The sequence below is a fragment of the Streptomyces spiralis genome, from assembly GCF_014654675.1.
Lineage (GTDB): Bacteria > Actinomycetota > Actinomycetes > Streptomycetales > Streptomycetaceae > Streptomyces > Streptomyces spiralis.
In genome coordinates, this window is record NZ_BNBC01000027.1 from 115,340 (window position 1) to 121,163 (window position 5,824).

Here is a 5,824-nt window from a genome sequence, read left to right on the forward strand (position 1 = left end):
GCCTGACCGACGAGACACCCCCTAGGGCCCGACAGGCGGCGGGACAGGGCCGCTCCTATGCTGAGGACGTCGGGTCTGGTGCCGAGGACATCGGGACATGAGGTCCGTGCGAGAGCGGATGCTCCACCCGCGTCATGGCCCCTCCCGTCGGCGTCCGCCGCGGAAGGACGCCCTCCGCAGCCCCGCGCCCGTCCCCGACGACGCGGGTGACGTCTCACGCGCTCGGAGTCGGCCCATGACACTCGCGTGCACCCGAGGACTGCGCCGCAGTGCCGTCACCGCGACCGCCGTGGGGATGCTCGCCGCCCCGCTCGCCGGCCCCGCCGCGGGAACCACGGCCGTTGCCTCCGCCGCCTCCGCCGCCTCCGGCGTGCCGGGCACGGCCACCGCCGCCTCGCCGGCGGATCCGTCCCCGCCCTCCCCGTCGGCCTCCTCCGACGTGCGCCCCCTGACCCCCGACGTGGTCCGGCAGGTCGACCAGGCCGTCCGCCGCGTCATGCACCAGGCCGACGTGCCCGGTGTGATCGTGGGGCTGTGGACGCCCGACCAGGGCCGGTACGTGAAGTCCTTCGGCGTCGCCGACAAGAGCACCGGCCGCAGGATGTCCGCCGACCTGTACATGCGCATCGGCAGCGAGACCAAGACGTTCACCGTGACCGCCCTGCTGCGCCTCGTCGACCGGCACGAGGTGAGCCTGGACGACCCCGTCGGGAAGTACGTCGACGGCGTGCCGGGCGGCGACAAGATCACCCTGCGCGAGCTGGCCGGCATGCGCAGCGGGCTGTTCAACTACTCGGACGACGAGGGCTTCTTCAAAGCGCTCACCTCCGACCCGCGGCGCTCCTTCACCCCACGGCAGCTGCTGGCGTACGCCTTCGGACACCCCGCGCTCTTCCCGCCGGGCCAGAAGTTCGACTACTCCAACACCAACCTGATCCTGCTCGGCCTGGTGATAGAGAAGGTCAGCGGCCGGCCGCTCGCCGACTACATCCGCACCGCCGTCCTGGAACCGGCCGGCCTCGACCACACCTTCTTCCCGAGCGGCGCCGAGTTCCCGCGGCCGCACGCGCGGGGCTATACCATCCAGACCGCGACCGGGCAGGTGCAGGACGCGGCCGACTGGAACCCGTCCTGGGGCTGGGCGGCCGGAGCGATGATCTCCGACCTCGACGACCTGCGCGTCTGGGCCCGTACCGTGGCCACCGGCATGCTGCCCGACGGCCGCATCCTGATCAGCCCCGCCACCCAGAAGCAGCGGCTCACCACACCGCCGTCCGCGATCCCCGGTGCCGGCTACGGCCTGGGCATCTTCGACGTCCACGGCTGGCTCGGCCACAACGGCTCCCTGCCCGGCTACGAGTCCCTCACCGTCTACCTGCCCTCCGCCCGGACCACCCTCGTGGTCCTGCTCAACACCGACATCGACCACAAGGGCAGCGAGCCCAGCACGCTCCTCGGCGAGGCGATCACGAAGATCGTCACGCCGGGGCACGTCTTCGACCTGCCGGCACAGCCCGCCGCCCGGTGAAGCGCGTCAGACGGTGCGGACCTCCTCGATCCGTACCGGACGGTGCTCGTGCAGCGACAGGGTGCACGCCTCCGCGATCCACCCGGCCTCCAGCGCGTCCGCGACCGTGCACGGCGACGGCAGCCGCCCGGCCACGACCTCGGTGAACGCGGCGAGTTCGGCCCGGTAGGCGGCGGCGAAGCGGTCCATGAAGAAGTCGTGCGGGGTGCCGGCCGGGAAGGCCACCCCCGGTTCGAGGGACCGCAGCGGCAGCTTGTCGTCCAGGCCCACCGCGACGGAATCGGTGAAGCCGTGCAGCTCCATGCGCACGTCGTGACCGCGGGCGTTGTGACGGCTGTTGGAGACCACCGCGATCGTGCCGTCGTCCAGGGTGAGGACCGCCCCGGTGGTGTCCGCGTCGCCCGCCTCCTTGATGTACTCCGCGCCCCGGTTGCCGCCGACGGCGTACACCTCGGTCACCTCCCGGCCGGTCACCCAGCGGATGATGTCGAAGTCGTGCACCGAGCAGTCACGGAAGATGCCCCCGGAGGCGGCGACGTACGCGGCGGGCGGCGGCGCCGGGTCCAGCGTGGTGGACCGTACGGTGTGCAGCTTGCCCAGCTCACCGCGGCGCACGGCCGCGCGGGCGGCCGTGAAGCCGGCGTCGAAGCGGCGGTTGAAGCCGATCTGCACGGGCACGTCGCCGGCCTCGACGGCCTTGAGCACCTCGACGCCCTCCGTCATGGTGCGCGCCACGGGCTTCTCGCAGAAGACCGGGACGCCGGCCTCGACCGCGGCGCGGATCAGTGCCGGGTGCGCGTCGGTCGCGGCGGCCACCACCACGCCGTCCACCCCGGCGGCCAGGACCGCCTCGGGCGAGGCCGCGACCTCGGCCCCGAACCGTTCCGCGGCGGCCCGGGCGGCCTCCGCGACCGGGTCGGCGACGACGAGAGACCCGACGGCGTCGAGTCCGGACAGGGTCTCGGCGTGGAAGGCGCCGATACGGCCGAGGCCGAGGATTCCGATGCGCATGACGGGTGCGGCTCCTAGGGTGCGGTGGTGCGGTGCGGTGGTGCCGGAAGAGACGGCTAGCCGAGGCCGCCGAGGACGTTCTGGTCCCAGTCGATCACCGATCCGGTGACCACTCCGGACCGGTGGGACAGCAGGAAGACGACGAAGTCGGCGATCTCGTCGGGTTGGCCGAGCCTGCCCATCGGCAGCCCCGCCGCGGCCTCCTCCCGCCAGTCGTCGCCGGCGCCGTGGAAGGCGCGCTGGGTGGCGTCCTCGCCCTCGGTGGCGGTCCAGCCGATGTTCAGGCCGTTGATCCGGACCCGGTCGAAACGGTGCGCGTGGGCGGCGTTGCGGGTCAGTCCGACCAGCCCGGCCTTGGCGGCCACGTACGGGGCGAGGAAGGGCTGACCGCCGTGCGCCGAGGACGTGATGATGTTGACGATGGTGCCGGGGGCCTTGCGCGCCACCATGTCGGCCACCGCCGCCTGCATCGCGAAGAACGGCCCCTTCAGATTGACCGCGATGTGCGCGTCGAACAGTTCGGGGGTGGTGTCCAGCAGCGTGCCGCGAGAGGTCAGCCCGGCGGAGTTCACCAGGCAGTCGATCCGGCCGTAGTCGTCGACCACCTCGGCCACGGAGCCCTTGGCCTGCTCCGCGTCCGCGAGATCGGCCTGGATGAACATCGCCCGGCCGCCGGCGGCCGTCAGCTCCGCCACCAGTGCCTCACCCGGCTCCGTGCGCCGCCCCGTCACGGCCACCACGGCGCCCTCGCGGACGGCGGCCCGCGCGATCGCGGCGCCCACGCCCTGCGTGCCGCCGTTGACCAGGACGACCTTGCCGTCGAGAAGTCCCGTGCGTTCCATGAGCCCTCCTCAGCTGCTGCGGCGCTCGGCGGCGGTCCTGAGCTCGTCCCGCAGGGCGCCGGGGGTCCACTCCTCCCGCACCGCCCGCCGGACGAGGTCCGCCTGCGAGGGCGGGGCCAGACCCTCGACCGGCGGGTCGCTGTCCAAGTCGGTGGGGAACGGGTAACCCTCGGCGCTCGCGGCGACCACGCGTTCCAGCCAGTCCTCGCCCACGCCCTCCGCCTTGCGCTTGAGCAGCACCGGGAAGACCGCGTTCACCACCGCCTCCCGGTTCACCGTCTCCATCGCGCGGCCGAAGGCGGAGGAGACCTGGAGCAGGTTGGCCATGCGCCGGATGTCCGAGGACCGGTTCGCGCCCGCGGCGTGGAAGAGCGCCGGGTTGAAGAAGACGGCGTCGCCCTTGGCCAGCGGCAGCTGCACGTGGTGCTCCGCGAAGTACGCCTGGAACGCGGGCAGCCGCCAGGCCAGGTAGCCGGGCTCGTACCGCTGCGAGTGCGGCAGGAACAACGTCGGACCGGACTCGACCGGCATGTCGCAGTGCGCGACCGCGCCCTGCAGCGTCAGCACGGGGGACAGGCGGTGGACGTGCGCGGGATAGGCGGCGGCGGCCTCGCCGGTGAGGAAGCCGAGATGGTAGTCGCGGTGCACGGTCTGGGCCGCACCGCCCGGATTGACCACGTTGACCTGCGAGGTGACCTGGTAGCCGGGGCCGAGCCAGGCCCGCGAGACCAGGGCCAGGACGTCGTTGGCGTAGTAGTCGGCGAAGCTCTCCGGGTCGTACCGGGCCGCCTTCTCCAGGGCGTTCCACACCCGGTCGTTGGAGCCCGGCCTGGCGAAGTGGTCCCCGGCGGTGTTGCCCGCGGCGCGCTGCCCGGCGATCAGCGCGTCGAAGACCGCCGTGGTCCGGTCCACCACCGCCGGGTCGGGGAAGGCGCCCCGGACGACCACGACGCCGGGCCCCTCGTCGAGGGCGTGGACCAGTTCGGCCTGCACGGCGGCCCGGTCCCCGGCCGCGACGAGCCGCTCACGGTCGTAGACGAGGACGCCCTGCTCGACGGCCGAGGCGTGCGGATGGCCGGCGAGGTCGGTGGTGCGCTCGACGAGCGCCCGGAAGGCGTCGAGGTCGCAGTCCCGCTCGGTGAGCCAGGTGCGGCGGTGCGGGGAGCCGTGCGGCGAGGGAGAGGACATCGTCGTCCTTTCGGTGACGGGGGCGACGCGGCCCTGTCATTCTTGTCAGTACAAACCCCTCGAACAACCATCAGCGAGCCATCAAAAACCCCTCAGACCGCGCGAGGAGCCGCCCTGTGGGCCATCCCTTCCCGATCCGCGAGATCGCACGTCAGGCCGGGCTCAGCGAGGCCACCGTCGACCGCGTGCTCAACGGCCGGGGAGGGGTGCGCGAGAGCACCGCGCGCGAGGTGCGGCGGGCGATCGCCGACCTGGACCGGCAGCGCACCCAGGTGCGGCTGGTCGGCCGTACGTTCATGGTGGACATCGTGATGCAGGCGCCCGAGCGGTTCACCACCGCCGTACGGGCCGCCCTGGAGGCCGAACTGCCGTCCCTGCACCCGGCCGTGGTCCGCTCCCGCTTCCACTTCCGTGAGACCGGCCCGGCCCGCGAACTGGTCGCCACGCTGGACCGGATCGCGCGGCGCGGCTCGCAGGGCGTGATCCTCAAGGCCCCGGACGTCCCCGAGGTCGGCGCGGCCGCCGGCCGGCTGACGGCGGCCGGGATCCCGGTCGTCACGCTGGTCACCGACCTGCCCGCCACCGCCCGGCTCGCCTACGTCGGCAGCGACAACCGGGCGGCGGGCGCCACCGCCGCGTACCTGATGGCCCAGTGGCTCGGCGACCGGCCCGGCAATGTGCTCACCTCGCTCAGCAGCGGCTTCTTCCGCAACGAGGAGGAGCGCGAGATGGGCTTCCGCAGCGCCATGAGGGCCGCGCGGCCGCGCCGCACCCTGGTGGAGATCGCCGAGGGCCAGGGCCTGGACGCCACGCAGTACGACCTCGTCCGGGCCGCCCTGGAGCGCGACCCGGAGATCCGCGCGGTCTACTCGATCGGCGGCGGGAACATCGCCACCCTGCGGGCGTTCCAGGACCTGGGCCGCGAGTGCGCGGTGTTCATCGCCCACGACCTCGACCAGGACAACACCCGTCTGCTGCGCGAGCACCGTCTGTCCGCCGTGCTCCACCACGATCTGCGCCAGGACATGCGGGAGGCCTGCCGGCTGGTGATGCGCGCCCACGGCGCCCTGCCGCCCGCCGGGCCGGCCCTGCCGTCCGCGATCCAGGTGGTGACCCCGTACAACATGCCGCCGCAGGCCGGCCCGGACGGCGGCCACGGGGCATAGGGCCTCTCGTTTGGATCACGCCGGGCTCGCGGGGTCTGGCACCGCGCCTCGCCGCGTTGTCGTCGGTTGCCATGGCTCCGCCATGACGC

General features: G+C 73.2%; 5 protein-coding genes. 2 read left to right on the forward strand and 3 right to left on the reverse strand.

Translation table 11 applies throughout. From position 1 onward, the window contains the following. The first annotated feature begins 235 nt into the window (after nt 1-235). Entirely contained in the window at nt 236-1,528 is a 1,293-nt protein-coding gene (locus IE318_RS26075) for a serine hydrolase domain-containing protein (RefSeq protein WP_189904167.1), read from the forward strand. A gap of 6 nt (nt 1,529-1,534) precedes the next feature. Here IE318_RS26075 and IE318_RS26080 read toward each other — a convergent pair whose 3' ends face one another. Genes IE318_RS26080 through IE318_RS26090 form a run of 3 tightly spaced genes read right to left on the reverse strand, consistent with a single transcriptional unit; the run spans nt 1,535 to nt 4,569 of the window. Then, nucleotides 1,535-2,539 (reverse strand): Gfo/Idh/MocA family protein, encoded by a 1,005-nt coding sequence (locus IE318_RS26080; protein WP_189904169.1) that lies wholly within the window; start codon nt 2,537-2,539, stop codon nt 1,535-1,537. A 56-nt stretch (nt 2,540-2,595) separates the two neighbouring features. After that, complete coding sequence (locus tag IE318_RS26085; protein WP_189904171.1) at nt 2,596-3,381, reverse strand: SDR family oxidoreductase; 786 nt, start codon at nt 3,379-3,381, stop codon at nt 2,596-2,598. A 9-nt stretch (nt 3,382-3,390) separates the two neighbouring features. After that, complete coding sequence (locus tag IE318_RS26090; protein WP_189904173.1) at nt 3,391-4,569, reverse strand: phytanoyl-CoA dioxygenase family protein; 1,179 nt, start codon at nt 4,567-4,569, stop codon at nt 3,391-3,393. Nucleotides 4,570-4,685: 116 nt separating this feature from the next. Here IE318_RS26090 and IE318_RS26095 point away from each other — a divergent pair, with 116 nt between their 5' ends. Continuing rightward, a complete protein-coding gene (locus IE318_RS26095; protein ID WP_189904175.1) occupies nt 4,686-5,735 on the forward strand; it encodes a LacI family DNA-binding transcriptional regulator in 1,050 nt (349 codons plus the stop codon). Nucleotides 5,736-5,824 lie beyond the last annotated feature (89 nt).

Coding starts and splice junctions, on each gene's coding strand:
- IE318_RS26075 (WP_189904167.1), top strand. CDS start 236: ATGACACTCGCGTGCACCCGAGGACTGCGCCGCAGTGCCGTCACCGCG.
- IE318_RS26080 (WP_189904169.1), bottom strand. CDS start 2,539: ATGCGCATCGGAATCCTCGGCCTCGGCCGTATCGGCGCCTTCCACGCC.
- IE318_RS26085 (WP_189904171.1), bottom strand. CDS start 3,381: ATGGAACGCACGGGACTTCTCGACGGCAAGGTCGTCCTGGTCAACGGC.
- IE318_RS26090 (WP_189904173.1), bottom strand. CDS start 4,569: ATGTCCTCTCCCTCGCCGCACGGCTCCCCGCACCGCCGCACCTGGCTC.